Source organism: Streptomyces hydrogenans (assembly GCF_014656075.1).
Classification (GTDB): domain Bacteria; phylum Actinomycetota; class Actinomycetes; order Streptomycetales; family Streptomycetaceae; genus Streptomyces; species Streptomyces hydrogenans.
This window is the reverse complement of sequence record NZ_BNBS01000113.1, coordinates 1-26581: the sequence shown is the minus strand read 5'-3', so window position 1 is coordinate 26581 and position 26581 is coordinate 1. Positions and strand designations below refer to the sequence as shown.

Annotated in this window: 23 protein-coding genes and 1 pseudogene; 12 read left to right on the top strand and 12 right to left on the bottom strand. The window is 76.3% G+C overall.

The features are described from left to right. Positions 1-103: 103 nt before the first annotated feature. From IE321_RS32680 to IE321_RS32670, 3 genes and pseudogenes are all read right to left on the bottom strand, one after another. Entirely contained in the window at positions 104-1243 is a 1140-nt protein-coding gene (locus tag IE321_RS32680; protein WP_051842283.1) for a terpene synthase family protein, read from the bottom strand. Between the two features lie 364 nt (positions 1244-1607). Continuing rightward, positions 1608-2002, bottom strand: a pseudogene (locus IE321_RS32675) (alpha-ketoglutarate-dependent dioxygenase AlkB); the annotation flags it as partial. Positions 2003-2025: 23 nt separating this feature from the next. Then, the gene (locus IE321_RS32670) at positions 2026-2955 is read right to left on the bottom strand and encodes a TIGR03564 family F420-dependent LLM class oxidoreductase (protein ID WP_190225557.1); all 930 of its coding nucleotides are present in this window, start codon (positions 2953-2955) and stop codon (positions 2026-2028) included. A 216-nt stretch (positions 2956-3171) separates the two neighbouring features. Here IE321_RS32670 and IE321_RS32665 point away from each other — a divergent pair, with 216 nt between their 5' ends. The 6 genes from IE321_RS32665 to IE321_RS32640 all read left to right on the top strand — a co-directional run bounded on the left by IE321_RS32665 (position 3172) and on the right by IE321_RS32640 (position 9119). Continuing rightward, a complete protein-coding gene (locus tag IE321_RS32665) occupies positions 3172-3675 on the top strand; it encodes an HD domain-containing protein (protein ID WP_190225556.1) in 504 nt (167 codons plus the stop codon). 448 nt (positions 3676-4123) lie between these two features. After that, entirely contained in the window at positions 4124-5302 is a 1179-nt protein-coding gene (locus tag IE321_RS32660) for an LLM class flavin-dependent oxidoreductase (protein ID WP_190225555.1), read from the top strand. Further along, positions 5299-6174 (top strand): ABC transporter permease, encoded by an 876-nt coding sequence (locus IE321_RS32655; protein WP_043225788.1) that lies wholly within the window; start codon positions 5299-5301, stop codon positions 6172-6174. The genes IE321_RS32660 and IE321_RS32655 overlap by 4 nt, the downstream gene beginning before the upstream one ends. 58 nt (positions 6175-6232) lie before the next feature. Next, on the top strand, positions 6233-7273 hold the full coding sequence (locus tag IE321_RS32650; RefSeq protein ID WP_043225787.1) for a taurine ABC transporter substrate-binding protein: 1041 nt from the start codon (positions 6233-6235) through the stop codon (positions 7271-7273). Further along, positions 7260-8063, top strand: a complete 804-nt coding sequence (locus tag IE321_RS32645) for an ABC transporter ATP-binding protein (protein WP_190225554.1) — start codon at positions 7260-7262, stop codon at positions 8061-8063. Before IE321_RS32650 ends, IE321_RS32645 begins: the two co-directional genes overlap by 14 nt. Positions 8064-8348: 285 nt before the next feature. Beyond that, the gene (locus IE321_RS32640) at positions 8349-9119 is read left to right on the top strand and encodes a PHP domain-containing protein (RefSeq protein ID WP_190225553.1); all 771 of its coding nucleotides are present in this window, start codon (positions 8349-8351) and stop codon (positions 9117-9119) included. A gap of 71 nt (positions 9120-9190) precedes the next feature. Here IE321_RS32640 and IE321_RS32635 read toward each other — a convergent pair whose 3' ends face one another. Next, positions 9191-10192: a helix-turn-helix domain-containing protein gene (locus IE321_RS32635; RefSeq protein WP_190225552.1), complete on the bottom strand. Its 1002-nt coding sequence runs from the start codon at positions 10190-10192 to the stop codon at positions 9191-9193. A gap of 136 nt (positions 10193-10328) precedes the next feature. On the opposite strand from IE321_RS32635, the gene IE321_RS32630 reads away from it, so the two are divergent. The 6 genes from IE321_RS32630 (at position 10329) to IE321_RS32605 (ending at position 18078) form a co-directional block, all read left to right on the top strand. Continuing rightward, complete coding sequence (locus tag IE321_RS32630) at positions 10329-11207, top strand: branched-chain amino acid ABC transporter permease (protein WP_043225782.1); 879 nt, start codon at positions 10329-10331, stop codon at positions 11205-11207. Beyond that, a complete protein-coding gene (locus tag IE321_RS32625) occupies positions 11165-12409 on the top strand; it encodes an ABC transporter substrate-binding protein (protein ID WP_190225551.1) in 1245 nt (414 codons plus the stop codon). Before IE321_RS32630 ends, IE321_RS32625 begins: the two co-directional genes overlap by 43 nt. Beyond that, positions 12406-14163 (top strand): branched-chain amino acid ABC transporter ATP-binding protein/permease, encoded by a 1758-nt coding sequence (locus IE321_RS32620; RefSeq protein WP_190225550.1) that lies wholly within the window; start codon positions 12406-12408, stop codon positions 14161-14163. Before IE321_RS32625 ends, IE321_RS32620 begins: the two co-directional genes overlap by 4 nt. Further along, on the top strand, positions 14160-14846 hold the full coding sequence (locus IE321_RS32615; protein WP_190225549.1) for an ATP-binding cassette domain-containing protein: 687 nt from the start codon (positions 14160-14162) through the stop codon (positions 14844-14846). The genes IE321_RS32620 and IE321_RS32615 overlap by 4 nt, the downstream gene beginning before the upstream one ends. A 46-nt stretch (positions 14847-14892) precedes the next feature. After that, positions 14893-16320, top strand: coding sequence for an amidase (locus tag IE321_RS32610; protein ID WP_190225548.1), 1428 nt, complete (start codon positions 14893-14895; stop codon positions 16318-16320). A 129-nt stretch (positions 16321-16449) separates the two neighbouring features. Then, the gene (locus IE321_RS32605; protein WP_190225547.1) at positions 16450-18078 is read left to right on the top strand and encodes a flavin monoamine oxidase family protein; all 1629 of its coding nucleotides are present in this window, start codon (positions 16450-16452) and stop codon (positions 18076-18078) included. Positions 18079-18146: 68 nt separating this feature from the next. On the opposite strand, the gene IE321_RS32600 is transcribed toward IE321_RS32605, so the two are convergent. From IE321_RS32600 to IE321_RS32565, 8 genes are all read right to left on the bottom strand, one after another. Continuing rightward, positions 18147-18890 carry a class I SAM-dependent methyltransferase gene (locus IE321_RS32600; RefSeq protein ID WP_190225546.1) on the bottom strand — a complete coding sequence of 248 codons (744 nt, stop codon included), beginning with the start codon at positions 18888-18890 and terminating at the stop codon, positions 18147-18149. A 138-nt stretch (positions 18891-19028) separates the two neighbouring features. Beyond that, positions 19029-20429: an ABC transporter ATP-binding protein gene (locus IE321_RS32595; RefSeq protein WP_190225545.1), complete on the bottom strand. Its 1401-nt coding sequence runs from the start codon at positions 20427-20429 to the stop codon at positions 19029-19031. After that, the gene (locus IE321_RS32590; protein ID WP_190225544.1) at positions 20426-21247 is read right to left on the bottom strand and encodes an ABC transporter permease subunit; all 822 of its coding nucleotides are present in this window, start codon (positions 21245-21247) and stop codon (positions 20426-20428) included. Before IE321_RS32590 ends, IE321_RS32595 begins: the two co-directional genes overlap by 4 nt. After that, positions 21244-22200, bottom strand: coding sequence for an ABC transporter permease (locus IE321_RS32585; protein ID WP_226652536.1), 957 nt, complete (start codon positions 22198-22200; stop codon positions 21244-21246). Before IE321_RS32585 ends, IE321_RS32590 begins: the two co-directional genes overlap by 4 nt. Further along, positions 22188-23768: an ABC transporter substrate-binding protein gene (locus IE321_RS32580; RefSeq protein WP_226652510.1), complete on the bottom strand. Its 1581-nt coding sequence runs from the start codon at positions 23766-23768 to the stop codon at positions 22188-22190. The genes IE321_RS32585 and IE321_RS32580 overlap by 13 nt, the downstream gene beginning before the upstream one ends. Continuing rightward, a complete protein-coding gene (locus tag IE321_RS32575; protein ID WP_190225543.1) occupies positions 23765-24580 on the bottom strand; it encodes a class I SAM-dependent methyltransferase in 816 nt (271 codons plus the stop codon). Before IE321_RS32575 ends, IE321_RS32580 begins: the two co-directional genes overlap by 4 nt. Then, on the bottom strand, positions 24577-25848 hold the full coding sequence (locus IE321_RS32570; protein WP_190225542.1) for an MFS transporter: 1272 nt from the start codon (positions 25846-25848) through the stop codon (positions 24577-24579). Before IE321_RS32570 ends, IE321_RS32575 begins: the two co-directional genes overlap by 4 nt. Further along, positions 25845-26581, bottom strand: a 737-nt coding sequence (locus IE321_RS32565; RefSeq protein WP_308439728.1) for an enolase C-terminal domain-like protein, incomplete at its 5' end; no start/stop codon positions are given. The genes IE321_RS32570 and IE321_RS32565, both read right to left, overlap by 4 nt.

Genomic DNA, 26581 nt, shown 5'->3' with positions numbered 1-26581 from the left:
CCGGAGGCGGCCCCCGCCGTCGCCGCCCGGCCGGCCGGGCGGCCGGAGGCGTGGCCGTCGTGGTGGGGGCGGCTGCTGCGGCTGCTGCGGCTCCGGTAGGCCGTCACGGCTCGGCGTCGAGACCGAGCCCGACGGCGGAGGGGGGTGTCGCCGCGTGCCGGCCGGCACCCCTTCCGTACCACTGCTCGGGGGCGGCGGCGGTCGGCAGGCGCGGTTCCGGGAACGCCGGGTCGGTGGGGACGTAGCGGGGCGCGCCGGTGTACCAGGCGTGGAGGCCGGACAGGAAGCTGCACGCCCCGCCGAGCCAGGTGTCCAGCTCGGCCCGCTCCTGCGGGTCGAGTCCGGCGCGGCGGGCCAGCAGCGGGATGTCCTCCTCGCGGAGCTGTTCGAAGTCGCGCATGCGGGAGTTGACCAGGTGGACGGAGGCCGGGACGGCCTCGCGCAGGGGGATGCCCAGGGAGGTGCCGAGGACGACGACGAGGTTGTTCACGTCGTGTTCCTCGTGGACCTCCCGCTCGTAGGAGGCGATGTCGTTCGCCAGCCCCATGACGTCCATGAACGCGGCGGTGAGGCCGCGGACGGTCCGGTGGTGTCGGATCCGCTCCGGTATTCGGGCGCCCGTGGCGAGTTCGACGGAGTAGGGCGCGGTGTGGGCGGCGAAGCTCTCGCGCCGGAAGGGGGCGTAGTCGATGAGGTGGGGGACGCGGCCGGTACGGCTGTTGGCCAGCTCCTCGACGCCCGCGTCGACGTAGCGGGCCAGCGCGCGGCTGAACTCCTGGCGCCAGTGGGCGAGCCGGGGCGGGAAGAGGTGCTGCTGGAGGTCGGCGATGCCGCGCTCGACGGCGTTGACCGGCTCGGGCAGGCGGGCGCCCTCGTCGGTGCGCAGGAAGGCGTGGAGCCGGGCGGTGAAGTCGTGGGCGCCCTGGAGGTCGCTGGTCCGCTTGAAGGAGTGGGCGAAGTAGTCGTCCCAGGCGAGCGCCCAGATGTTGAAGCGGTGGTTGAGCCGGAGGGCGGCGGGCGAGGCGTCGGGCAGGGTCCAGGCGGTGAGCAGGTCCACCGTCATGGCCCGGAACTGGGTCTGGGTCCAGATCGGGTGGCGGTCGGACCGTCCGTCGCCGGCGTCCAGCATTCCCATCTCGCGTGCCCAGGTCTCGCTCTCGGCGCGGAGCCCCGGCAGGTGCGGATTGACCTTGAGTGGATGAGGCATCCACAGCGCGGGGATTTCGACGGCATGCAGGGGCATGGTCGCTCCACCTCCTTCAGTCCTCGGAACCCGTTGTATGTTGCCGCTGTCACTGACGGCCGACAATTCCCGCCACGCAACGCTGCAAACCTGCCCGCCCGAACCGGCCCACAACCCCCGGACCGGACGCGTCCGGATCACGGTAACCCTGGCGTCTTGCTGGGCAGTTGTGTTCTCGTGAAGTCCCGGGGCCGCTGACGGAGCCCGGACGCGCACCTGTGCAACGCCCGACGACCATGGCCTGTTCCGGCTAGCCGCCGGACCTTGCCCTGCGGGGGCGGTCGACATCCGGAGGGGGCGCACGGGCGCCCGAAGGGGCGGACGGCGCCCGGAGGGGCGGATCGCGCGCCGGGGAGGGTCGGTCGACGCCGCGCGGGCGGAACCGGACGCTGACGCGGGGGCCGACCGCGCGGGTGGTCTCGGGGACGGCGCGGCCCCAGGTGCGCCGGCAGGAGCCGCCCGTCACGACGAGGTCGCCGTGACGGGCGGGAGCCGCAGCGCGACGGGGCCGCGGGGACGGAGCACGAGGTCGCGCGGATCGCCGAGGGAGAGAAGGGCGACCAGGGTGTCGCGGGTGGAGGAGCGGCCGGTGCGGTCGCCGTGCCGGGCGACGCCGTCCCGTCCCTCGCGGTAGAGGCGGAGGCCGGCGGTGACGAACCCTTCGCCGAGTTCGGGGGTGCAGTGCGCGCCGAGGGCGGTGCGGGCCTCGGCGGGGGCGGGGTGCGGGAGGGGGTCGCCCTCCCGGTGGCACGCGAGGAGCACGAAACTGAACAGGCGAACGATCACCTGGCCCGGGAGAGTTCGCCCAGGAGCTTCCAGGTGCGCCGGCGGGCGTCCTCGCCGGCGAGGTCGGTCGCGGTGAAGACGACCTCCGTGGCACCCGCCTCGTAGTAGCGGCGGACCTCGGCGGCCACGGCCTCCTCGTCGCCGAGGACGGCCAGGTCGGCGGCCCCCTCGGCACCGGAGAGCGCGATGACCCGCTGGTAGGACGGGATCCGCTCGTAGAGCGCGAGGGCTTCGGCGGCCCGCGGACGCAGCCCGTCGGGGTCGCCGGTGACGACGCCGGGCACGAGGGCCACGATCCGCGGCGCGGGACGGCCCGCCGCCCTCGCCGCGGCGGTGACGGCGGGCACGATGTGCTCCGCGAGGGCGCGCGGGCCGGCGAGGAAGGGCAGGACGCCGTCGGCGAGTTCGCCGCTGGCCCGGAGCGCCTGCGGGCCCATCGCGGCGACCAGCACGGGCACGGGCGGACGGGCGCCCGGGACGGCCGCCGGGTAGGGCGTCGTCGCGGTCAGCAGTTCGCCGTGGAAGTCGGCCTCGCCGGTCTCCAGGAGGGGTCGCAGGGCGGTCAGGAACTCCCGGAGCAGGCCGATGGGCCGCTGGTACGGGAGGCCGAAGGCGGTTTCGGTGAGGTGGCGGGTGCCGAGGGCGAGCCCGAGGTGGTAGCGGCCGCCGGTGGCGGCCTGGGCGGTCTGCGCCTGACCGGAGACGAGCAGCGGGTGACGGCCGAAGACCGGGAGGGCCGCCGTCCCCACGTGCAGGCCGGGCACCTCGCGGCCGACGATCGCGGCCAGCGTCGGGGAGTCCCACGCGAAGGACTGGCCGAACCACGCGGAGTGCAGCCCGGCGTCCCGGGCCTCGCGCGCGAGGCGCACGGTGTCGTCGAGGGGGAGCTGCCGGGAGGTCGAACTGAGCGTTACGCCGAGAGTCATGCAGGAGCAACGGGCCCTGACGGCAAGGGAATTCCTGCCTCCCGTGAACACGGTGTGACGAACACGGTGCGACGAACACGGCATGACGGTCACGACGTGTCGGTCACGGTGGGTTGGTCACGGCGCGTCCGTCACGGCGGTCAGGTGGGGCGGCCCAGGGAGCGACCCGCCCCGAACGCTCTCCCGTCCCGCACGCGCGGCGGGGATGATGGGCGCATGATGACGCTCGCCGAGGTGGACGCGCTGGCCGACCGCGCGCACGCCGGTCAGACCGACAAGATCGGCGTCCCGTACGTGGAACACGTCCGGGCCGTCGCCGCCGGGCTCGCCCCGCTCGGGCCGGAGCTAGCGATGGCGGGCCTGCTCCACGACGTCCTGGAGGACACCCCGTGGACCGCCGGGGAGCTGCGGGCCGCCGGGGTTCCCGACCGGGTCGTCCGCGCCGTCGAGGCGGTCACCAACGAGCCCGGCGGCTCGTACGAGGAGAAGATCCGGCGCATCGCGCGGGACCCCGACGCCACCCTGGTGAAGATCGCCGACAACGCGCACAACAGCCGGGCGGACCGGGCGGCGGGGCTCGCGCCGGAGCCTCGGGAGCGGCTCGCCGCCAAGTACCGTTCGGCGCGGCGGGTGTTGTGGGCGGTGGCCGATCCCGGGCAGGTCGCGGCGATCCTCCGGATCGTCAATCCGGACCTCCTTCCCGAACTCACGGAGGGGTAGGGCCCGCTGGGGTCCGCCCTGCCCGCCGCGCCCCCCGGGGGTCCGGTATGCGGGATCCGGATGTCCACATGACGGAACACGGTTGTCGGTGGGCGGACCGGGCGGTCAGGATGCGGGCATGCGCTCCGACCTCATCCGCCGCCGACACGTGGACCTCATGCGTGTCGCCGGGATGCTGTGTCGGCCCTGTCGCCCCGCCGCCGCCTGCCACTGACCCGTCCCCGCCCCGGACCGCCGCCCCCGTGCGCGGCCGGGTTCCTGACGACCCGTCCGTGAGCACGCCGACGTCCGTCCCCGTGTCGGCGGCCGGCGCCCGTTCTCCTCCCGCCGCAGCGGTCGCGGCCGTGCACCGCCCTGCCGCCGGTCTCCCCCGGACGCGTCCCGTCGTCCCCGGAGCCGGTCGTGGCGGCGCCCTTCCGCGCCCCCCTTCCTCCGAGGTGTCCTCCGCATGCCCCCGTCCGCCCCTCCCGTCCTGCACTGGTTCCTGCCCACCGGCGGCGACGGCCGCGACCCCGGCGGCGTCACCGCCGTCCAGGGCCGCACCTCCGCCGCCACCCGGCGGCGGGCCGACGTCGACTACCTCGTCCAGGTCGCCCGGGCGGCCGAACGGGCCGGTTTCGAGAGGCTGTTGACGCCCGTCGGGCTGGGCTGCGTGGACCCCTGGGTGCTCACCCCGGCCCTCGCCGCCCTCACCGAACGCATCGGCTTCCTCGTGGCGTTCCGCGCGGGACTCGCCCAGCCGACCCTGATCGCCCAGCAGGCCGACACCTTCCGGCGGCTGTACGGCGACCGGATCGCGCTCAACGTCGTCACCGGCGGCGACCCGGCCGAGCAGCGGGCCTACGGCGACCACCTGCCGAAGGACGAGCGGTACGCGCGCAGCGGTGAACTCATGCACGTGGTCAGTGAATTGCTGGCCGGTCGACAGGTCGACACGGACGGACCGCACGTGCGGGTGACCGGCGCGCGGCTGCACGAGCCGACGCTCGCCGCGCCCGTCCCCCTCTACTTCGGCGGCGCCTCCCCGGCCGCCGAGGACGTCGCCGCCCGCCACGCGGACGTGCAGCTGCTGTGGGGCGAACCCCCCGCCGCCGTCGCCGAACGGATCGCCCGGCTCCGCGCGAAGGCCGCCCTCCACGGCCGCGCCCCGCGCTTCGGCCTGCGCCTCCACGTCATCACCCGCGACACCTCGGACGAGGCGTGGCGGGAGGCCGACCGGATCCTGGCGGGCCTCGACCCGGAGGCCGTACGGGCCTCGCAGGAGCGTTTCGCCCGGATGGACTCGACCGGGCAGGCCCGGATGACCGCCCTGCACGGCGGCTCGGCCGACCGCCTCACCGTCGCGCCCAACCTGTGGGCCGGCATCGGGCTCGTCCGGGAGGGCGCCGGGACCGCGCTGGTCGGCTCGCACGACGAGGTCGCCGCCCGCCTGTGGGAGTACCGGCGTCTGGGCATCGATGAGTTCGTGCTCTCCGGCTATCCGCACCTGGAGGAGGCCTACCGGGTCGGCGAGGAGGTCGCGCCCCGGCTGCGCGCGCTCGCCGAGGACGAGGCCGGGGACGGGACCGCCACCGCCGCCACGGCCACCGCCGCGGAGCCCGTGCCGTCCGAAGGGGCGGCGGCGTGACGCTCCTCGACGCCCCGAAGTCCACCTCCGTCCCCGCCACGGACGGCCGGGCGGGAAGCCCGGGCCGCCGCCGCGCGGGGCGGGCCGGACAGGTGCTGCGGTGGACCGCACTGCGGCTGCTGGCCCTGGCCGTGCTGCTCGTCGCCTGGCAGGCGGTGGTCGCGGCGGGCGTCTGGCCCCGCGTCCTGGTCCCGGCCCCGGCCGAGGTCTGGCGGGCCCTGGTCCGCGCCTCCACCGTCCACGACGGGGTGCGGGGCGTCAGCGGACACCTGCTCGTCGAGCACCTGGCCGTGTCGCTGCGGCGGATCGCGCTCGGCACCGGCTACGCGGCCCTCGCCGGCGTCCCGCTGGGCCTGCTGATCGGGGTGGTCCGGCCGCTGGCGGTGGTCCTGGAGCCGGCCGTCACCTTCCTGCGGACGCTGCCGCCGCTCGCGTACCTCTCGCTGCTCGTCATCTGGTTCGGCATCGACGAGTCCCCGAAGATCTGGCTGCTCGTCATCGCCGCCCTGCCCCCGATCACCGCCGCGACCGCCGCGGCCGTCCGGGGCGTGCCGGGCGACCTGGTCGAGGCGGCCCGCGCGCTGGGGGCCGGGCCGGTGTCCGTGCTGCTGGCGGTACGGCTCCCGGCCGCGCTGCCCGAGATCCTGACGGGGATCCGGATCGCGGTCGGCATCGCCTACACCTCGGTCGTCGCCGCCGAGACCATCAACGGCGTGCCCGGCATCGGCGGCATGATCCGCGACGCACAGCGCTACAACCAGACCGACCTCGTCATCGCCGGGCTGCTGGCCATCGGCCTCTCCGGCATCCTCCTCGACGCGCTCTTCCGGGGCGTCGAGCGGGCCGCCGTGCCCTGGCGCGGCCGCGCCTGACCTCCCCGCACCCCGCCCTCCACCCGATCCGCCTCCACCTCACAGCCAAGGAACCGCCATGCCCCTGCATCCCCGCCGCACCGTCCTGACCGCCGGCGCCACCGCGCTGCTCGCCCTGGCCGCGACCGCCTGCGGCGGTGCCGCGACGGCGGACGGGGAGGGGTCGGGCAAGGTCACGGTGCGGATCGCGTACCAGTCGATCCCCAACGCCGACCTGGTCGTCAAGAACCAGCGGCTGCTGGAGAAGGCGCTGCCGGACGCGGAGATCCGCTGGGTGCGGTTCGACTCCGGCGGCGACGTGAACACCGCCGTGATCGCGGGCGCGGTCGACCTGGGCCTGCTGGGCTCCAGCCCGGTCACCAAGGGGCTGTCCGCGCCGCTGGACATCCCCTACAAGGTGCTGTGGATCCACGACCTGATCGGCGACAACGAGGCCCTGGTCGCCCGGAAGGAGATCGGCTCGGTCGCCGCGCTCAAGGGCCGGAAGGTCGCCGCGCCGTTCGGGTCCACCGCGCACTACTCGCTCCTCGCCGCGCTGGACGCGGCCGGGCTGAGCGCCGCGGACGTGTCGCTGGTCGACCTCCAGCCGCAGGACGCGCTCGCCGCCTGGCAGCGCGGCGACATCGACGCCGCCTACGTGTGGACGCCGAGCCTCACCGAACTCAGGAAGAGCGGGAAGGTGCTGGTCACCAGCCGGGAGATCGCGGCCCGGGGCAAGCCGACCGCGGACCTGGGCGTGGTGACGGACGCCTTCGCCGGCAAGCACCCCGAGATCGTCGACGCCTGGCTGTCCGCCGAGGACCAGGCCGTCAAGCTGGCGAAGAGCGACCCGGCGAAGGCCGCGGCCGCGATCGGCGCGGAGCTGAACCTGACGCCGGAGGAGGCGCGGGCGCAGCTGGCGGAGCTGGTCCTGCTCACCGCGAAGGAGCAGCAGGCGCCCGCGTACCTGGGCACGCCGGGGAAGCCGGGGGCGCTGGCGGGGAACCTGCGGGACGCGGCCGTCTTCCTGCACGGGCAGAAGGCGATCGACGCCGTGCCCGAGCGGTCGGTGTTCGAGCGGGCGCTCGCGGTCGAGGAGCTGGCCCGTGCCGCGCGCTGAGACGACGGGGACGGCCGGAGCCGCCGTGGCGGCCGGAGCGGTGGACGTGGAGCTCGCGGGGGTGAGCGTCCTGTACGGCCCGGCCAAGGCGCCCGTGACGGCCGTCGAGGACGTGTCCCTGGCGGTGACCCCGGGCGAGTTCGTCGTCCTCGTCGGGCCGTCCGGGTGCGGCAAGACGACCCTGCTGCGGCTCGTGGCGGGCTTCGAGCGGCCCGCCACGGGCACGGTGCGGGTGCACCGGAAGGTCGGCGTGGTCTTCCAGCAGCCCCGGCTCTTCCCGTGGCGGACCGTGGCCGGCAACCTCGCCTTCGCCCTGGCCCGGCACGGCGTCCCGCGCGCGGCCCGGGCCGCGCGCACCGAGGAGCTGCTGGGGCTCGTGGGCCTGCCCGGCATGGGCGGGCGCCGCACCTGGGAGCTGTCGGGCGGTCAGCGGCAGCGGGTGGCGATCGCCCGCGCGCTCGCCGCCGAGCCGCAGATCCTGCTGATGGACGAGCCGTTCGCCGCGCTGGACGCGCTCACGCGCGAGCGGCTCCAGGAGGAGGTCCGGACGCTCGCGGCGGTCACCGGCACGACCGTCGTCTTCGTGACCCACTCCGCCGAGGAGGCCGTCCTGCTCGGCTCGCGCGTCCTGGTCATGGCGGCGGGCCCGGGGCGGGTCGTCGAGGAGGTCGCCGTGCCGCTGCCGCGCGGCGCGGGCGTCGACGTGGCGGCCCTGCGCGGCGCCGCCCCGTTCGCTTCCCTCCGGGCCGAACTGTCCCGTGCCACGCGGGAGGCGGCCGCCGGGGCCTGACGGGGGCGACAGGACGGGGGCGGGAGCGGCGACACGGGCGGGGGCCGGGCGCGGAGGAGCCGTACGCGCACGCGCTTGAGGGGCCGGTTCGGCGAGGCCACCGCACGGGCCGGCGCCGCTCCCGGTCGAGGGAGATCCGACCCCCTTGTAGTGTTCCCGTATGCCTGAAATGTCCGACAGTGGCATCAGCTGTGGTCCCCCCGCCGGACCGCACGTCCTCCTCGGCGGGGGAGACGCCGACGACGCCGCCCCGCCCTGCGCCCCGGGAGACCGGGAGGCGGCGGCGTGACCGGCCGGGCGGCGCGGCGTCCGCTCCCGGGCCCCGATCCGCTGCGCACCGACCTGCACACCCACACCGACTTCTCGTCCGACGGCCACGACTCCCTCGGCGCCGTCGTCGCGGCCGCGACGGACTCCGGGCTCCGCACGCTCGTGCTCACCGACCACGTCCGCGTGGACACCACCTACCTCCCGGGGTACGTGGAGGCCGTCCGCGCGGCGCGCGCCACGGCACCGTTGGAGCTGGTGTGCGGGGTGGAGGCGAAGATCCTGGACACCGAGGGCCGCATCGACCTCCCCGCGGACCTGACCGGGATCGAGCACGTCGCGCTGGCCGACCACCGCTTCCCGCTCCCCGACGGTCCGGCCCACCCCGACGCCGTACGGGCCCTGCTCGACGGGGGACGGCTCGCGCCGGACGAGGCGCTGCGGCTGCTCGTCCTCGCGACGGCGCGGGCGGTGGAGCGGGTCCCGGAGGGCCTGACCGCCCATGTGGCGCACCTGTTCAGCGTGCTGCCCAAGACCGGGCTCGACGAGGGCGGCGTCGACGCGGCGCTCCTGGAACCGCTGGCCCGGGCCTGCCGGGAGCGGGACGCCGCGGTCGAGCTGAACGAGAAGTGGCGCTGCCCCTCCGTCCGTACCGCCCGGCTGCTGCACCGCGCGGGGGTGCGGCTCGGGGCGGGCAGCGACGCCCACCGGGCGCGGGCCGTGGGCCGCTTCCCCTGGGTCGCGGGGGCGCTGGCCGACGCGACGGCGGAGGAACGGCGCACGCCCTGAACCGGACCGGCGCCCGTACGAGGACCCCACGCCCCCCCGTACCGCCGTCCCCCTCCCGGCCCGCGACGGGGTCAGCGGTCGCGCGCCCGCGCGCGCAGCGCGCGGGGCGAGAGGCCGAACTCGGTGCGGAAGACCTTGCTGAAGTGGCTGGCGTCGCCCAGGCCCCAGCGGGCCGCCAGGGCGTACGCGGGGAGGTGGGCGAGGGATGGGTCGACGAGGTCCCGGCGGATCCGATCCAGACGACGTCGCCGCACGTGGTCGCCGACGGTCACACCGGCGTCCTGGAAGAGCGCGTGCAGATGACGGACGGAGATGTGGTGGGCGGCGGCGACCGCTCCCGGTGACAGGTCGCCGGAGAGGTGGGCGTCGATGTGGGCCAGGATCCGCTCCAGGGTCCGGGCCTGGCCGGGCGGCATGTCCCGCGCGGCGCCGACCGGGCCGCCGGGCCCTGCCGCCACGCCCGTCTCGCGGAGCAGGGTGCGCAGGATCGCCCCGACGTGCTCGCCCATCTCCCGGCCCGCCAGCGGGCCGAAGCCCCGCGCGCGGACGGCGAGTTCACCGATGACGGCGGACAGCACCCGGCCGCTCGGCGAGCGCGGCAGGTCGGGGTTGGCGGTGAGGCCGCGCGGGGCGGAGGCGTCGGCGGCGCTCACCACGCCCGCCGTCGCCGGGTCGAGGGAGAGCACGAAGTAGCGGTGCGCGGCGTCGAGTTCCAGCCGGAAGGGGCGGGCGCCGGTGTAGAGGACGAACTCCCCCGGCGCCAGGTCCGCGCGCCGCCCGTCCTGTTCGAGCGCTCCGCGCCCGGACAGCAGGAAGCCGAGCAGATGGCCGGGGCGCGGGGCCGCGGGCGAGGGCCGGGGCATCACGCGCACGTCCTGGTCGCCGCTGATGTGGCAGCCGCTGAGCGCGCCGAAACTGCAGGGCCGCAGCTCCGCCTCGTACCCGCCCCGGTCCGGGCCGGGATCGTCGCCGGAGCGGACGAGGACCGTGTCGAAGGCGCCCGCGCGGTCCTCCGTCGCCGTGTCGAGATATCCGAAGACCAGGGTCCCGTCGTCCCGCAGCTCCAGCGGCATGCCGCCTCCCCCTCCGCACCGTGCCGTCCGCGCGCTGCGGACACAGAACTGTGCGCCGCCGGACCAGTGCCCGCCGCGGAATTGCCAGATGCTCGCACTGTTCCCGCCGACCCCGTAAGCACAGAGGCGATAACAGGTGGATGTACTTCTGGCAATTCTCGGCCAGTTCGGCCTCTACGGCCTGCTCACCGTCGGTATCGCGGTGATCTTCGCGGCGACCCGGGTCGTCAACCTGGCCCAGGGCGACCTGGCGATGTGCGGCGCCTACGCGGCCGCCACCCTGACCGGCGCCCCCTTCGGGACGCGCACGCTGATCGCCCTGGTGGCCGGCGTGCCGGTGCTGCTCCTGGTGGAGCGGCTGCTGCTGCGCGGCGCCGTCCTCGACGGTCTGGCGGCCATGCTGGTCACCTGGGGCCTCGGCATGGCGCTGCGGCAGGGCGCGGAGCTGGTCTTCACCGGCACCGCGCGGACGGTCGCCGTGCCCGTCGAGGGCACCGTCGACGTCCTCGGCTCCCCGTATCCCGCCTACCGGCTGGTGTGCGCGCTGACGGCGTCCGCGGTGGTCGTCCTGGTGCTCGTGCTCGCCCGCCGCACCGGCTGGGGCCTGACGCTGCGGGCGGTCGCCGACAACCCGGACATGGCGGCGGTGCTCGGCACCGACCCGCGCCGGCTGCGCACCCTGGCGTTCGTGGCGGGCGGGCTGCTCGCGGTCCTCGCGGGCGCCCTGTACAGCCCGGTCCTGGCGGTCAGCCCCGGCATGGGCTTCAACCTGCTCGTCCCCGTCTTCTTCGGCCTGCTGCTGAGCCGGCCGGGAGCGCTCGGCACCGCCGCCGGCGCGGCCCTGTTCGTCTCCGCGCTGTCGGTGCTGCTGCGCACCTGGCTCTCCGACACCCTCGCCGAAGCCCTCTTCTACGCCGTCGTCGTCGCGATCGCCGCCCTGCGCTCGCGCCCCTGGATCGGAAGGTTCTCCGCATGGTTCCGTCGTCCCTCCCCCGCAGCCGCGGGCGCGGCCTGATGCGCGCGCCCCGCACGGCCGCGCTCGCGCTGGCCGGCGCCCTCGTCCTCGTCCCGGCGCTCAGCGCCTGTCAGGGGGCGGCCGTCTCCGACGACACCCCGGCCGCGGACGGCCCGGTGCGGATCGGCGTGGTCGTCCCGCTCACCGGCCCGGTCTCCCAGGTCGGCACCGCGCTCCGCAACGGTCTCGAACTGGCCGTGAAGAAGGTCAACGCCGAGGGCGGCGTCGGTGGCCGGCCCGTCGAGTACGTCGTCGTCGACGACGCCGGCGACCCCGCCAACTCGACGCAGCTCGCCCGCCGGCTGATCCGGCAGGAGAAGGTCACCATGCTCTTCGGCACCATCACCGGGGACACCGCGGAGGCCGTCGGCAAGGTCGCCGACGAGGCGAAGGTGCCGTTCGGCACGGCGATCCTCGGCGACACCGAGCACTGCTTCCCGTACCAGTGGGGCTTCGGCGAGTCGACCCGGCAGATGCTCGCCCCCGCCGTGCCCGCGCTGATCGCGAAGTACGGCACGAAGGTGGCGCTGGTCGGCTCCGACTACAACTATCCGCGCTTCTACGCGGGGATCGCCGAGCAGCTGGTGAAGGACGCCGGCGGCACGGTCGTGGCCCGCGAGTTCAGCCCGCTGGGCCAGACCGACTGGCAGCCGGTGGTGAAGCGGCTCTCGGCCGCGAAGCCGGACCTGGTCCTGTCGATGGTGGTCGGCGCCGACGCGGTCACCTTCAGCAAGCAGGCGCAGCAGTTCGGCCTGCTCACCCCGCGCCTCGGCTACGAGGGGGCGCCCCTGGACGCCGACTTCTACCCGGCGCTCGCCCCGCTGGTCGAGGGCCGCACCCACACCGTGCGGTGGAGCGACGGCGTCGAGGACGCCGAGAGCCGCGCCTTCGCGGACTCCTACCGGTCGGCGTACGACTGGAAGGCGCCGATCCCGGAGGTCGCCGGCAACGCCTACTTCGGCGTGCGCTTCTTCCTCGGGGCGGCGGCCAAGGCCGGCTCGACCGACCCGAAGGCCGTGAACGAGGCGATCGGCGCGTTCCGTTACGACAGTCCGCTCGGCGAGGGGACCCGCTTCCACCCGTCGAACCACGTCCTCCAGGCCGACATGCGGGACGTCACGATCGGCGCCGGAGGGGCGTACAAGGTGACGAAGACGCACCCGATGGTCGCCGACGAGACGCCGAAGAAGGGCTGCTCGTGACCGTCTCCACCGTGCCGCTCGCGGTGCCGCCCGCCGACGCGGGCGCCCGGTCCCGCGGGGTCAGGCGGATCCTGCGGGCGGCGCTGCCCGCCCTGACCGGCGCGGCGCTCCTCGCCGCCCCCTTCGGGCTCGACGCCTTCGCGCTCGCCACGCTCACCCTGGGCCTGTGCCACGGCCTGTTCGCCTACGGCCTCGACCTGAGCTGGGGCCGGGCCGGTCTGCTCAGCGTCGGGCACGCCGCCTTCTTCGGGCTCGGCGCCTACGCGGTCGCCCTGGCCGGGGAGCACGGGCTGTCCCGCTCGCTGACCGTCCCCGGCGCGGTCCTGGCGGCGGTCGTGATCGCGCTGCCGGTGGTGCGGATCGGGCTGGCCGCGCCGGTGCCGGACGCGCCGCTGATCCTGCTCACCATCGGAGTGGGGCTGCTGCTCCAGCGGGCCGCCACCACGCTGACCCCGGTGACCGGCGGCACGAACGGCCTGTCCGTCTCCGCGCCCGACGTGGTCACCTCGTACTACGTCACCCTCGGGGCCGTCGCCGCGGTCGTCTCGGGCTGCTCCCTGCTGCTGGTGCGCGGGCGCTTCGGGGCCCGGCTGCTGGCCGCCGCCCGCAACCCCGAGCGGGCCGCGCAGAGCGGTGTCGACGGGCTCCGGGTCCGCTCGGCGGCCTTCGCGGTGAGCGCCGCCGTGGCCGCCCTGGCGGGCGCGCTGTACGCCCCCGTCGCCGGGTTGGTCTCGCCGCAGGTCTTCGGGCTCGGCCTGTCGACGTCCGTGCTCGTGTGGCTGGCGCTCGGCGGCCGCGAGTCGACGGTGGGGCCGTTCGCCGGCGCCGTCGCCGTGACCGCCGGCCAGCAGTTCCTCGGCGCCACCTGGCAGGGCTGGTACGTCCTCGCGCTCGCCGCCCTGTTCCTGCTGGTGGTCCGGTTCGCGCCGGGCGGCCTCACCGCCGGGCCCCGCCGGCTGCTCGCGGGCCCCGGCCCCGACGCCCGGCTGCCCCGGGCGGCCCGCCGCTCCGGCCGGCGGCGGCCCGCGCCGGACGCGGCCGGTACCGGGGACGACGCCCCGCCGCTCGTGCTCGCCGGCGTACGGAAGGCGTTCGGTCCGGTCGACGTGCTGACGGGGGTCGACCTCACCGTCGCCCCCGGGCGGTGCGTCTGCCTCATCGGGCCCAACGGGGCCGGGAAGAGCACCCTCCTCGGCGTCGTGGCGGGCCAGCTCGCCCCCGACGCAGGCACGGTGTCGATCTTCGGCACCGACGCGGGCCGGCTGCCCGTCCACCGGCGGGTGCGGCTCGGCCTCGGCCGGATGTTCCAGATCCCGAGCGTCGTCGCCGACCTCTCCCCCGCCGACAACCTGGACCTCGCGCGGATGGACGCTCCGGCCACGGCCGAACTGCCCGCCGAGTTCGAGGACCTGGCGGCCGACCGGCTGCGGACCGCCGGCACCCTGCCGCTCGCCGACCGGCGCCGGCTTGAGCTCGCCATGGTCCTCGCCGCCTCGCCCCGCCTCATGCTCCTCGACGAGCCCGCCGCCGGACTCGGCCCGGACGACGCGCGCCGCCTCACCCGGGAGCTGCGCGAGGTCAACCGCCGCACCGGCTGCGCGATGCTCGTCGTCGAGCACGACATGGAGATCGTCCGCGAACTCGCCGACGAGGTCGTGGTCCTGGCCGGCGGCGGGGTCCTCGCCCGCGGCCCGCTCGACACCGTCGCCGCCGACCCCGCCGTCCGCGCCGCCTACCTGGGGACCGCCACATGAGCCTCGAACTCACCGGACTCGCCGGCGGATACGGGCAGGCCGCCGTCGTCCACCCGACGGACCTCACCGTGCGGGCGGGCGAGGTCACCGCCCTCGTCGGCCGCAACGGCGCCGGCAAGACCACCCTGCTGCGGACCGTCTTCGGCCTCGCCGACCGGCACGGCGGGCAGGTCGTCCTCGGCGGCCGGACCCTGCCGCCGGGCCGCCCCGACCTGACGGCCCGCGCCGGCGGGACGCTGATGCCCGAGGACCGGGGGGTGTTCCCGTCCCTCACCGTCGCCGAGAACCTGCGGCTGGCCCGGCGCCGCGACTTCACCCCCGCGGTCGACCCGTACGCGGTCCTCCCGCTGCTCACCGACCGGGCCGGGCAGCTCGCCGGCAGCCTCTCCGGCGGCCAGAAACAGCAACTGGGCATCGCCCGGGCGATGCTGGCCGGCAGCGCGCTGATCGCCGTCGACGAACTCACCCAGGGCCTCCAGCCCTCCGTGGTCGCGGACGTCCTCGAAGCGCTCGGCACGATCGCCGCGTCCGGCGTCGCCGTCCTCCTCGTGGACCAGCACGCCGGCGCCCTGCTCGACCGCAGCCACCACGCGGTGGCCGTCGAGGCCGGCCGCGTCGTCCTCGACGCGCCGACGGGCCCCGGCCTGCGGGACCGTCTCGACGCGATCCTCGCGGTCCGCTGAAGGCCCCCGCCCTCACACCACCCCGCCCCCCTTTCTGGAGTCACCCATGGATCCCTACTCGTCGGCCACCGCCCTCGCCGCGGCCGTCCGCCGCCGCGAGCTGAGCCCCGTCGAGATCGCCGACACCTACCTCGACCGGATCGCCCGCCACGACCCCGAGCTCGCCGCCTTCACCTGGCTCGACGCGGACGCGGTGCGGGCCGCCGCGCGGCGGGCCGAGCGGCAGGTCGTGGAGGCCGCCCGGGAGGACCTGGCGGTGCTGCCGCCGTTCCACGGGGTGCCGATCCCCGTGAAGGAGCTGACCCAGGTCGAGGGACAGCCCGCGACCTACGGCTCGCACGGCGTCGACGACCGGCCCCGGACGCTCACCGAGCCCGTCGTACGGCGGCTCCTCGACGCCGGCTTCCTCCTGATGGGACGGACCAACTCGCCCGACATGGGGCTCCTGTCGACCACCGACAACAGCCGCTTCGGCTCCACCCGCAACCCGTGGGCCCCGGAGCGCACGTCCGGCGGCTCCAGCGGCGGCGCGGCGGCGGCCGTCGCGGCCGGTCTCGCACCGGTCGCGCACGCCAACGACGGCGGCGGCTCGATCCGGATGCCGTCGTCCGCCTGCGGCCTCGTCGGCCTGAAGGCGGGCCGGGGGCGGGTGCCGCAGCAGATCCCGGGCTGGGAGCACGCCACCGTCGAGGGCGCGATCACCCGGACCGTGCGGGACGCCGCCGCCCTCCTCGACGTCATGTCGGTGCCCGACCGGCTCGCGATGTACCACGCGCCCGCGCCGGAACGGCCGTTCGCGGACGAGCCCGGGCGCGACGGGGGCCGGCTGCGGATCGGGCTGCTCACCGAGGCGCCCACCGGAATGCCGGTGGCGCCCGAGTGCGTGGCGGCGGCCGAGCACACCGGGCGGCTGCTGACCGCCCTCGGCCACGACGTCTTCCCCGCCGCCCCGTCGTTCTTCAGCGAGCGGGCGATCGTCGGCTACACCCAGACCGTCCTGGACGCGGCGCTGTGGGCGGCGCCCTACGACCGGCCGGAGCTGGCCGAGCCGCACCTGCGGTTCCGGATGGAGCGGGCCGCCGGGAAGCACTCCGGCGAGTACACCCGCGCGGCGGCGCTGCTCGCCGAGGAGTCCCGGGCGGTCCGCGCCCAGTGGGGCCGCGACTTCGACCTCCTGCTCACGCCGACGATGGCCTGCCCGCCGCCGCCCGTGGACGCCCTGCTCAAGGAGGCGAACGACGATCCGGGCGGCCCGCGCGCCACCGAGACCCGCATGATCTCGTTCACCGCCGTCTGCAACATCACCGGTCTGCCCGCCGTCAGCCTGCCCACCCACACCTCGCCGGAGGGGCTGCCGATCGGCAGCCAGCTCGTCGCCGGGCCGTGGGACGAGGCCGCGCTGCTCCGGGTCGCCGCCGAGCTGGAGCTGCTCGACGGCTGGCCGGACCGCCGCCCCGCGCGCTTCCCCGGCTGATCCCGCCGGGGCCCTCCGCCGGGCCCCCCGACCGGCGGTGACGTCCCGTCACCGCCCGCGCGGTTCCTCTCCCTCGGCCGCCGAGCGGAATCCCCGGGGAACCGCCTCCCTCACAGGATGGAGCCGTCCATGGCACGTACCGCACCGGCGCGGATGCTGCGCCGGATCGCCGCCGAGCACCTCCCCTCCACCGCCCCGGCCTCCCCCGCCGCCGGCGCCCTGTCCCGTCGCGGTCTCCTCCAGGGACTCGCCGCCGGAGCGGGTCTCGCCGCCGTGACGGCGGTGGGCGCCGCCTCGCCCGCCCGGGCCGCCACCCCGCCCGTGGTCGCCGTGGTCGGCGCGGGCATCGCCGGCCTGACGACGGCCCTGCGCCTGGCCGACCACGGCATCGCCTGCACCGTCTACGAGGCCGACGCCGCCCGGGTCGGCGGCCGGATCTTCTCCCAGCCGGCCGGCGCCTACTGGTCCGACGGGCAGGTGTCGGAGTGGGGCGGCGAGCTCATCGACTCCGGGCACGTCACCATGCACCAGCTGGCCCAGCGGTTCGGGCTGCCGCTGGACGACCTGCGGGCCGCCGAGCCGGCCGGCACCACGGAGGTCTACCGCTTCGGCGGCGGCTACTACTCCTTCGCCGACGCGAGCGCCGACTTCAAGGGCGTCAGACCGGCCATCCAGCGGGACCTCGCCTCCTTCGACTGGGCGGAGCTCGGCTGGGCCGGGCAGCCCGGGTCCGCCGCGGTGGCCCTGTCGAACCTGACGATCCGCGACTGGATCGCGACCCGGGTGCCCGGCGGTCTCGCCTCCCGCTTCGGGAAGCTCCTGGACGTGGCGTACACGACGGAGTTCGGCGTCGACACCACCGAGGCGTCCGCGCTGGGCATCCTCGGGGTGCTCGGCTACCAGCCCACGCCCAGCGGCTTCGCGCTCTTCGGCGAGAGCGACACCCGCTACCACGTGCGCGGCGGCAACCAGCGGCTGCCGCAGGCGATCGCCGCCGCCCTGCCCGCCGGGACGGTCCGGCACGGCTGGCAGCTGAGAGCGGTGACGGCCGTGTCCGGCGGGCGGCAGCAGCTCACCTTCACCGCCGACGGCTGTACGAGGACGGTCGTCGCCGACCACACGGTGCTGGCGCTCCCGCTCGGCGTCATGCAGCGCCTCGACCTGTCGGGCTCCGGCTTCGACGCCCTCAAGCGCGCCTCGCTCGGCGCGATGACGATGGGGCGGAACGCCAAGCTGTCGCTCCAGTTCGACGGCCGCCCGTGGAACGGCGCCGGGCCCTGGGGGCTGGCCTCCGGCAGCACCATGTCGGAGACCGGCTACCAGACCTCCTGGGAGACCAGCCGCGCGCAGGCCGGCGGCAAGGGCATCCTGACGGTGTACGCGGGCGGCAGCCGCGCGGACGCCTTCACGCCCTCGGCGCCGTTCCGCACGGCGGCGGACCCGAAGGTCGCCCGGTACGCGTCGACGGCCCTGTCCCAGCTGGAGGGGGTCTTCCCCGGCATCACCGGCCACTGGACCGGCAGGGCCACCCTGGCGGCCTGGCCGCTCAACCCCCTCGCGTACGGCTCCTACGCGGCGTGGCCGCCGGGGTACGCCCACCGGTACGCGGGCTACGAGGGCGTCCGGCAGGGCAACACCCACTTCGCCGGGGAGTACACCTCCGAGGTGGCGCAGGGCTACATGGAGGGCGGGGCCGAGTCCGGCGTGCGCGCGGCCGACGAGGTCCTCGTGGACCTGGGGGTGACCCCGGCGGGGTGAGGCCGGGCCCTGAGGGGCACCGCGCGGCGGCGGGCCGCGGGGTGCCCCTCAGGGGGCCGCGGGGCCGGTCAGGCGCGGCAGCGGAGGAGTTCGAGCGGCGGGTGGGCGAGCAGGTCGGCCCAAAACTCCTCGCCGTAGGCCGCGTAGCCGGCCTCGGAGATCCGCAGCGGCAGCCACTCCACGTCACGGAACCCGGCCTTGGCCAGGGCGTCCTCGTAGACCTCGCGGCGCGGGGCGGCGCCCACGATGCTGATCGGGTGCGGGTCGAGGAGGGCGGTGACGCGGACCCGCGGGCCCGTCTCGATCTCCTCGCCGGTCGGTTCGCAGCGGAAGCCGTACGACTCCAGGGACGCGCAGTCGAAGGCGTAGTCGGGCTTCTGCGCGAACACGTGGAACCAGCCTCCCGGCACCAGGCTCGCGTGGATGTTGGCGCACATGCGCTCCATCTCCGCGATGGTGGAGGCGTAGTTGAGACACTGCACGCCGAGGGCCAGGTCGAACGGCCGCTCCGCCGGGCGCAGTTCGGCGACGTCGCCGACCTCGTAGCGCAGGCCCAGCGGGTCGCGGGTCTCGATGGCCCGGGCGGCGGCGATCATCTCGGAGGAGATGTCGACGCCGAGGACGTCGGCGGCGCCGCGCCGCTTGAGCTCCCGGCTGTAGAAGCCGGTTCCGCAGGCGAGGTCGAGCACCGACCGGCCGGTGACGTCCCCGACCAGCTCCAGGACGCTGGGCACCTCTCCGTAGCGGGTGATGGGCAGGGCCTTGAAGCCCTCGAACGCCTCGCCGATCCCGTCGTACTGCTGCACCGTCATCGTGCCGCCCCCTCGTGGTCGTCGGGTGGTGCTTCCTTCGGTGACCGAGTCTGCGTCGTCCCCACCGGCCGCCCGTACTGTCGGATGCCACGAGAAGCCGGGCGGCCCGCACTCGTATCGCCCAAGGAAACCTCCTGATCAGCGCGTCGGCCCTGCGGGGAGGGTCAGGCGTCCGGCGTCGAGGACGGCGACGCGGTCGGCGAGCGTGTCGGCGGCGGTCCGGTCGTGGGTGATGAGGACCAGGCCGAGGGAGCGGCGGTCGCGGAGCGCGGCGAGGTGGGCGAGGAGGGTGGCGCGGCTGTCCGGGTCGAGGCCGGAGGTGATCTCGTCGCAGACCAGGATCTCCGGTTCGGCGAGCAACGCCCGGGCGACGGCTGCCCGCTGGAGTTCGCCGCCGGAGAGTGCCGCGGGTCCGTTCCGGACCGTCTCCTCCGCCAGACCGAGGCGTTCCAGGGTGCGTACGGCGGCGCGGTGGGCGGTGTGCCGGTCGGCGCCGCGCAGGCGGACGGCGGTGCGGGCCACCTGGTCGAGGACCGGGCGGTGCTCGTCGAAGGCCGCCCTCGGGTCCTGGAAGACGTACTGCACGGCGGCCAGCTGGGCGCGGCCTCGGGTGCGCAGGCTGCGCGGGAGCGGGGCGCCGTCGAGGAGGAGGGTGCCGTCGTGGGCGGGGTGGAGTCCGGCCAGGCAGCGGCCCAGGGTGGTCTTGCCGCTGCCGGAGCGGCCGGTGACGGCCAGGCACTCCCCCGGTGCGACGGCCAGGGAGACGCCGGACAGGACGGGGACCGGGTCGTGCCGGCCGGTCAGGTCGCGGACGACGAGCCGGGCGCCGGCCGGCGGGGCCGCGGACCGGCGCGGCGCGGGCGGCGCGGGCGCGGGCAGGACCTCCGCGGTGGGGCCCGCGCGGACCACCCGGCCGGCCTTCAGGAGCACCGTCTCGTCGGCCAGCCGGCGGACGACGTCGTGGTCGTGGCTCAGCAGGACGACGGCGACGCCCTGGGCGGCGACGTCGGCGAGGGTCTCCACGAGGCCCTGCCGGGTGACGGGGTCCTGGCCGGTGGTGGGTTCGTCGGCGACGATCAGGCGGGCGCCGAGCAGCAGGGCCTGGGCGAGGACGACCCGCTGCTGCTGGCCGCCGGAGAGCTGGTGCGGATAGCGGCGCAGGACCGTCCCGGGGTCGGGCAGCCGCGCCTGGCGCAGGGCCCGTTCCACCCGCTCCCGGCGCTCCCGTCGGGTTCCGGGGCGGAGGGCGGCGATGTCGGCGAGGAGGGCGCCCGCGCGCCGGACGGGGTGGAGGACGGCGGCGGGGTGCTGGGGGACGTAGCCGACGGCGCCGGGCCCGGGGACGCGGATCCGTCCGGTGACCCGGGCGCCGGGCGGGAACGCGCCGATCAGGGCGCGGCCGGTGGTGGTCTTGCCGCTGCCCGAGGGGCCGACGAGGGCGGTGATCCGGCCGGGGCGGATGGTGAGGTCCACGCCGTCGAGGAGGAGGCGTCCGGCCACCTCCACGGTCAGTCCGGTGGTCTCGGCGACGGGGTTCACGTCCGGTCTCCCTTGCTCGGGGCGGTCGGCGGCGGGGTGCGCAGGGCGGCGTCGAAGAGCAGGTTGACGCCCATGGAGAGGGCGGCGACCAGGAGCGCGGGCAGGACCACGGCCCAGGGCTGGAGGAACAGGCCCGGGCGGTTGCGGTCCACCATCACGGCCCAGTCGGCGGTGTCCGGCGCGACGCCGACGCCGAGGAACGCGGCGGTGGCCACCAGGTAGAGGGCACCGGTGAGCCGGATGCCGGCGTCGGCGGCCAGGGTGCGCCGCATGGACACGGCGACGTACCCGAGGGCGGTGCGGGCCCAGGACTCGCCCTGCATGCGCAGCGCCTCGACGGCGGGCCGGGCGGCGATCTCCGTGGCGGTGGCGTGCACGACGCGGGCGGCGTCGGGCACCGCCGCGACCGCGACGAGGACGGTGAGTCCGGCGGGGCCGGGGGCGAGGGTCGCCGCCACCAGGAGCACCAGCAGCAGCGAGGGGACGGCGAGGAGCACGTCGAGGGGGCGCATGAGGGCCTCCTCCAGCCAGGTGCGGCGGGTGAGCGCGGCGGCCAGGCCGATCGGCACGGCGACCAGGTAGCCGAGGGCGGTGGCGGCGAGGGCGACGAGGACGACGGAACGGCCGCCGAGGAGCAGTTGTCGCAGCACGTCCCGGCCGGCGAAGTCGCTGCCGAGCGGTCCGGCCGCCGGGTCGAAGGAGACCGTACGGCTCCCGGCGGGGCCGGCGACGAACGGTCCGAGGGCGGCGAGCAGCAGGGGCACGGCGACGAGCGCGGCGCCGAGGGCGTACCGGGCCGCGGGTCCGGGGCGGGTCACGCGGCGACCTCCGAGCGGGGCGCGAGGCGGCGGGCGACGAGGTCGGCGCCGAGGTTGACGAGGACGGTGACCGTGCCGAAGACGACGGCCGCGCCCTGGAGGACGGGGAGGTCGCGGGCGGCGACGGCGTCGACGGTCACGGTGCCGAGCCCGGGGACGACGAAGAGGGCCTCGACGACGATGACCCCGCCGAGCAGCCAGTCGCAGGTGCGGGCGAGTTGCTGGGCGGCGGGCGCGAGGGCGCCCGGCAGGGCGTGGGTCCAGCGGACCCGGGTGCCGCCGACGCCGTACAGCACGGCCTGGGCGACGTACGGGGAGGCGAGCGCCTCGGCGGTGCCGGCGCGGACCAGCCGGCTGAGGGTGCAGACGGGCCGGGCGGCGAGGACGAGGACGGGCAGGACGAGGACGGCGGGGGCGGCGAGCGGGTCGACGCCCACGGCGGTGGGCGGCAGCCAGCCCAGCCACAGCCCGAAGGCGGTGGCGAGGAGCACGCCGAGGGCGAACTCGGGGACGGAGTGCACGGCGAGGGTGAGGGCGCTGAGGGCGCGGTCGAGCCGGCCGCCCTCGCGCCGGGCGCACGCGACGCCGATCCCGACCGAGAGGGGCACGAGGAGGGCCAGGGTGGCGGCGGCGAGCAGCGCGGTGGGCCCGAGCGCGCCGCCGAGGAGTCCGGCGACGGGCCGGCCGCTGACGAGGGAGGTGCCGAGGTCGCCGTGGAGGAGGGCGGCGAGGCGGTCGGTGAGGCGTTCGGCGAGGGGCCGGTCGAGGCCGAGCGCGGCGCGGATCCGGGCGATGCGCTCCGGGTCGGGCTGGTCCCCGGCGAGCGCGACGGCCGCGTCGCCGGGCAGTGCCTCGGTGAGCAGGAGGACGAGGAGGACGACGGCCGCCGTCTGCGCCGCTCCGAGGAGCAGACGGCGGCCGATCCAGGGGAGGTGCCGGGTCACGTGAGCCAGGTCTTGTCGAAGCGGGCCCAGTCGAGGGTGTTGGCGGGGGCCTCGGGGTCGACGCCGCGCAGGCCGGGGGCGGTGCCGACGATCCAGTCGGAGAAGCCCCAGATCAGGAAGCCGCCCTCGTCGTGGAGGCGGCGCTGCATCCGCTCGTAGAGGGCGGTCCTGCGCCGCTCGTCCCGGGTGGACTGGGCCTCGCGGTAGAGGGCGTCGAAGTCGGGGTGGCGCCAGTGGGTGGCGTTGGTGGTGGAGCCGGTGAGGAGGCGCTGGGAGAGGTGGGACTCGATGGGCATGGCGCCGGAGCGGTAGGAGGCGAAGGTGCCGCCGTCGAGGATGTCCTTCCAGTACGTGTCCTTGTTCCCGACCCTGACCTCGACGGTGACGCCGGCCTCGGCGGCCTGCTCCTTGAAGATGCCGGCGGCCTCGACGAAGCCGGTGGCGGCGGGGGCGGTGTCCAGGGTGACCTTGAGGTGCTCGTGCCCCGCGGCCTTGAGGAGGGCGCGGGCGCGGTCGAGGTCCCGGGTGCGCTGGGGGATGCCGGAGGCGTAGTACTTGTAGCCCTTGCCGAAGAGGTCGTTGCCGATCTCGCCGGCGCCGGAGAGGGCGCCGTCGACGAGTTCGCGCCGGTCGGCGATGAGCTGGAACGCCTGGCGGACCCGCCGGTCGTCGAAGGGGGGCCGGTCGGTCTTCATGACGAAGCCCTGCATCGAGCTGCCGGGGAGCCGGACGATCCGGACCCGGTCGCCGCGCTCGTGGGTGCGGGCGGTGGCCGGGTCGAGCTCGTGGGCGTACTGGACCTGGCCGGCGAGGAGGGCGGAGGCGCGGGCGGACTCCTCGGAGGCGATGACGAACTCGACCCGGTCCAGGTGGGGTGCTCCGTCCCAGTAGGCGTCGTTGCGGGTGACGGCGAGGGAGGTGCCGGGGGTGAAGGAGGCGAAGCGGAAGGGGCCGGAGCCGACGGGCCGGTCGAAGTCGGTGGTGCCGGCGGGGACGATGGAGGTGCCGAACGCCGCGAGCACGTTGGGGAACTCGGCGTAGGGGCGCTTGAGGCGGAACTCGACGGTGGCCGGGTCGAGGGCGCGGCTGGCGGCGAGGTCGATGGGCTCCAGGGACGCCTTGGCGCGGAAGGTGCCCGCGGGGTCGGCGATGCGGCGGTAGCTGTAGAGGACGTCGGCGGCGGTGACGGGGCGGCCGTCGTGGAAGGCGGCCTCGCGGAGGGTGATCCGCCAGGTGTCGAGGGTGCGGTTGGGTTCCCAGCGGGCGGCGAGGCGCGGCACCGGGGCGAGGTCGTCGCCGAAGTCGGCGAGCTTGTCGTAGAGGGCCTTGGCGCGGGCGGCGTCGACGAAGAGGTTGGCGGCGTGCGGGTCGAGCGTCTCGGCCGTCCCGCCGCCGGCGAAGGCGGCGCGCAGGGTGCCGCCGCGGCGGGGTCCTTCGGCCGCCGCGCGGTCGTCGGCGGGGCCGGGTCCGGTGGCGCAGCCCGCGGTGAGGGCGAGGGCGGCGGTGACGAGGAGGAGGCGCCTGCGGGTGCGGGCGAGCAGGAGGCGGTGGCCGGGGTGGGAGCCGGTGCTGGTCACGGTGTGGTGTCTCCGTCGTGGTGCGGGCGTGGTGCGAGGCGGGCGACGAGGTGGAGCCGGTCGGCGCGGAGTGTCGTGCCGGGCCGGTCGCCCTCGCGCCAGGGGGGTTCGGTGCGGGGGCCGGGGCCGTCGTGCAGGGCGAGGACCTCGAAGCCGGCGACGGCGAGGAAGTAGCGCAGCTCCTGCGGGAACAGCAGCCGCCAGGCGGTGTGCTCCTCGTGCGGCGGGGAGCCGTCGTCGGCGGTCCAGGCGCGGTGGCGGCGCAGCAGCTGGGCGCCGTGGTCGACGCGCAGGGTGGTGCGGGAGGTGTAGGTGGTGGAGCCGCGCCGGAAGGTGGCGGTGGCCGGTCCGTCGAGGAGGGAGCCGTCGCCGAGGAGGAAGGCGCCGTTGCGCAGTTCGGCGACGAGGAGGCCGCCGGGTGCGAGGTGCCGGGCGCAGACGGCGAGGGCGGCGGCGAGTTCGGGGTTGGTGTGGCAGTGGAGGAGGGCGCTGTCGAGGCAGAGGACGGCGTCGAAGACGCGCCCGAGGTCGGCGTCGCGCATGTCGGCGTGCCGGTAGTCGGGACCGGGGTGGTGCCGGCGGGCGTGGGCGAGCATGGCCGCGGAGGTGTCGACGGCGGTGACGCGGCGGCCCGCGCGGTGGAGCCAGGCGGCGTCTCGGCCGGTGCCGCAGCCGAGGTCGAGGACCCGGTGGCCGGAGCCGTACCGGCGGAGGGTGGCCTCGGCCCAGCGGGCGGCGAGCCGTTCGGGGTCGGGGAACCGCTCCTCGTACAGCTCGGGGCGGTCGGTGAGGAGGTTGCCGGTGCCGCTCATCGGGCCTCGCTCCGGGGTCGGGGCCCTTCGGGGGCGGGGGCGGGGACGGGTGGTTCGGGCAGGGCGCGGCGGCGGTGCAGCAGGGCGACGGCCGCGGCGGAGACGAGGCCGAGGGCGGCGCAGGAGGCGTACGGGAGCCAGGCGGGGCCGCCGCGGGCGGCGGCGTCCATGGCGGCGCCGACGCCGACGCCGATGCCGGCGGCGGCCACGCCGGTGACGGCGTGGAAGAGGCCGTAGCGAGTGCCGGTGAGGTCGGGCCGGCCGAAGGCGGGGACGAGTTCCATGACGAACGGCTGGGCCGTCATCAGCCCCGCGTACAGCAGCAGGACGCCCGCGAGGACGGGGACCAGCCGGGCCGGGTGCGGCTCCCCCGCTCCCGCGGTGAGCAGCGGCGGGAGGAAGCCGATTCCGGCGAGGGCGAGTCCGGCGGCGATCCAGCGGCCCCGGCCGCCGCCCCGGGCGGTGAGCCGGCGGGTGAGCCGGAGCTGGCCCAGGAGTCCGGCGAGGGTGCCGACGACGAAGAGGAGCCCGACGGCGCCGGGCCGGCCGGTGGCCTCCCGGACCGCGTGCGGGAGCAGCAGGTAGAGCTGGCTCTCCAGGCCGTAGAGGCCGGCGGTGGCGAGGGCGAAGGCGGCGAAGCGGCGGTCGGCGGCGGCCTCCCGCCAGTCGCCGAGGACGGTCCCGGCCGGGGGCGGCACGGGCCGGGCGGGCAGGACGGCGGCCTGCGCGACGGTGAGCAGGGCGAAGAGCGCGGCGGCGGTGAGGGCGGTGGCGCGGAAGCCGCCGAGGAGCAGGAGGCCGCCGAGGAGCGGTCCGAGGAGGGCGCCGGTGGTGGCGAAGACCTGGAAGAGGGCGAACGCCTCGGCCTTGCGGTCGCCCGCCTCCTGGGCGAGGTAGGTGCGCACGGCCGGGTTGAAGAGGGCGCCGGCGAGTCCGCTGAGCACCGAGGCGGCGAGGAGGACGGGGAGTCCGTCGCCGAGGGCGAAGAGGCCGAAGCCGAGGGTGCGCAGGCCGCAGCCGGCGATGATGACGCCGCGGGCGCCGAGCCGGTCGGCGGCGGAGCCCCCGATGAGGAAGAGGCCCTGCTGGCTGAGGTTGCGCAGCCCGAGGACGAGGCCGACGACGACGGCGGAGAGTCCGAGGTCGTCGGTGAGGTGGACGGCCAGGTAGGGGACGAGCAGGTAGAAGCCGGTGTTGACGCCGAGCTGGTTGACGAGCAGCAGCCGGACGGCGGGCGGGAAGCCGCGGACGGCGGCGAGGGTCCTCACCTCCGGGCCTCCCCCGGTATCGGCCCGGCCGAGGAGCGGGGACGGACGTGCTCTTCGCGCGCGTGCTCCGGGGTGCGGGGACGGACGTCCGCCTCGCCCGGTGGCTCCGGCGTGCGGGGGCGGACGCCGAGGCCGGGGCGGGTGGTGGTCCGTACGGTGCCGTCGGCGCCGCCGATGCCGGTCCAGGGGTCGTCGGCGAGGAGGAGGTGGCCGTCGAGGTCGACCCAGCGGGCCCGGTCGGCGAGGTGGACGGCGGGGGCGAGGCCGAGCGAACTGGCGGTCAGGCAGCCGAGCATGAGGTCGGTGCCGCTCCCGCGCAGGGCTTCGTGGATGCGCAGCGCGGCGCGCACGCCGCCGCATTTGGCGAGCTTGACGTTGACGCCGTGGACGCGGCCGGCGAGGGCGACGGCGTCCGCGTGGGTGACGGCGTCCTCGTCGGCGATGACCGGTACCGGGGAGGCGGCGGCGACCCGGGCCAGGGTGTCGGGTCGGCCGGGCGGGACGGGCTGCTCCACGGCGGTGACGCCGAGCGCGGCGAAGCGGGGCAGCAGGGCGTGCGCCCGCTCCTCGGTCCAGGCGCCGGTGGCGGCGAGCAGCCGGGCGGCGGCGGGGGCCGCGTCCCGCACGGCCGCGACCCGGTCGAGGTCGTCCGCCGGGTCGGGGGCTCCGGCCTTGACCTTCAGGACGCTGAACCCGGCGGCGGCGAACCGGGCCGCCTCGGCGGCGGCGCGGT

Bases quoted from the DNA above. Each gene is read 5' to 3' on its own strand.
- IE321_RS32680 (WP_051842283.1), bottom strand. From the start codon at position 1,243: ATGCCCCTGCATGCCGTCGAAATCCCCGCGCTGTGGATGCCTCATCCA.
- IE321_RS32670 (WP_190225557.1), bottom strand. From the start codon at position 2,955: ATGACTCTCGGCGTAACGCTCAGTTCGACCTCCCGGCAGCTCCCCCTC.
- IE321_RS32665 (WP_190225556.1), top strand. From the start codon at position 3,172: ATGATGACGCTCGCCGAGGTGGACGCGCTGGCCGACCGCGCGCACGCC.
- IE321_RS32660 (WP_190225555.1), top strand. From the start codon at position 4,124: ATGCCCCCGTCCGCCCCTCCCGTCCTGCACTGGTTCCTGCCCACCGGC.
- IE321_RS32650 (WP_043225787.1), top strand. From the start codon at position 6,233: ATGCCCCTGCATCCCCGCCGCACCGTCCTGACCGCCGGCGCCACCGCG.
- IE321_RS32635 (WP_190225552.1), bottom strand. From the start codon at position 10,192: ATGCCGCTGGAGCTGCGGGACGACGGGACCCTGGTCTTCGGATATCTC.
- IE321_RS32625 (WP_190225551.1), top strand. From the start codon at position 11,165: ATGGTTCCGTCGTCCCTCCCCCGCAGCCGCGGGCGCGGCCTGATGCGC.
- IE321_RS32615 (WP_190225549.1), top strand. From the start codon at position 14,160: ATGAGCCTCGAACTCACCGGACTCGCCGGCGGATACGGGCAGGCCGCC.
- IE321_RS32610 (WP_190225548.1), top strand. From the start codon at position 14,893: ATGGATCCCTACTCGTCGGCCACCGCCCTCGCCGCGGCCGTCCGCCGC.
- IE321_RS32605 (WP_190225547.1), top strand. From the start codon at position 16,450: ATGGCACGTACCGCACCGGCGCGGATGCTGCGCCGGATCGCCGCCGAG.
- IE321_RS32600 (WP_190225546.1), bottom strand. From the start codon at position 18,890: ATGACGGTGCAGCAGTACGACGGGATCGGCGAGGCGTTCGAGGGCTTC.
- IE321_RS32575 (WP_190225543.1), bottom strand. From the start codon at position 24,580: ATGAGCGGCACCGGCAACCTCCTCACCGACCGCCCCGAGCTGTACGAG.